The sequence below is a fragment of the Mesorhizobium sp. CNPSo 4688 genome (assembly GCF_057784295.1).
Genome location: NZ_JBWLUY010000095.1, coordinates 1 through 601 on the forward strand (window position 1 = coordinate 1; position 601 = coordinate 601).

General features: G+C 62.2%; 1 protein-coding gene. It reads left to right on the forward strand.

Translation table 11 applies throughout. The features are described 5' to 3' along the window. Positions 1 to 601 (forward strand): NAD(P)-binding domain-containing protein (locus tag AC04SH_RS34940; protein ID WP_488578086.1); only part of this gene is annotated, 601 nt, incomplete at both ends.

Genomic DNA, 601 nt, shown 5'->3' on the forward strand with positions numbered 1-601 from the left:
CGGGCAGATCGCCGATTTCATTTCCGATTACGCCACATACACATCAGCACCGGTTCTAACACGCACCGCAGTCAACAGAGTTGCGCAGAGCAGCCACGGCTTTCGGGTGGAAACCCAAAATGGGGACTGGCTGTGCCGAGCCGTGGTGCTCGCCACTGGCGGCTTCAACAAGCCTGTAATACCGCGACTGGCCGAGGCCATGCCAGCGACCATCGAACAGCTCTCGGCTCACTCCTACCGCAATCCCGGGCAGCTTGTCCCTGGCGGGGTGCTGGTGGTCGGGGCATCGGCGACAGGTCTGCAATTGGCGCAGGAGATCCAGCTTAGCGGCCGGCCTGTCACGCTCGCGGTGGGCGAACACGTCCGGCTGCCGCGCGTCTATCGAGGTCGCGATATTCAATGGTGGATGCTTGCAACGGGCGTGCTTGACCAACGTATCGAAGAGGCAGACGACCCCGACCGCGCTCGAAGAGTACCGTCGCCGCAGCTTGTCGGCGCATCAGACCGGACCACGCTCGACCTCAATGTCCTGCAGGGGCAAGGCGTTAAAATCGTCGGACGCCTGATGGGCATTCGCGACGCAACAGCCCAGTTTTCAGGA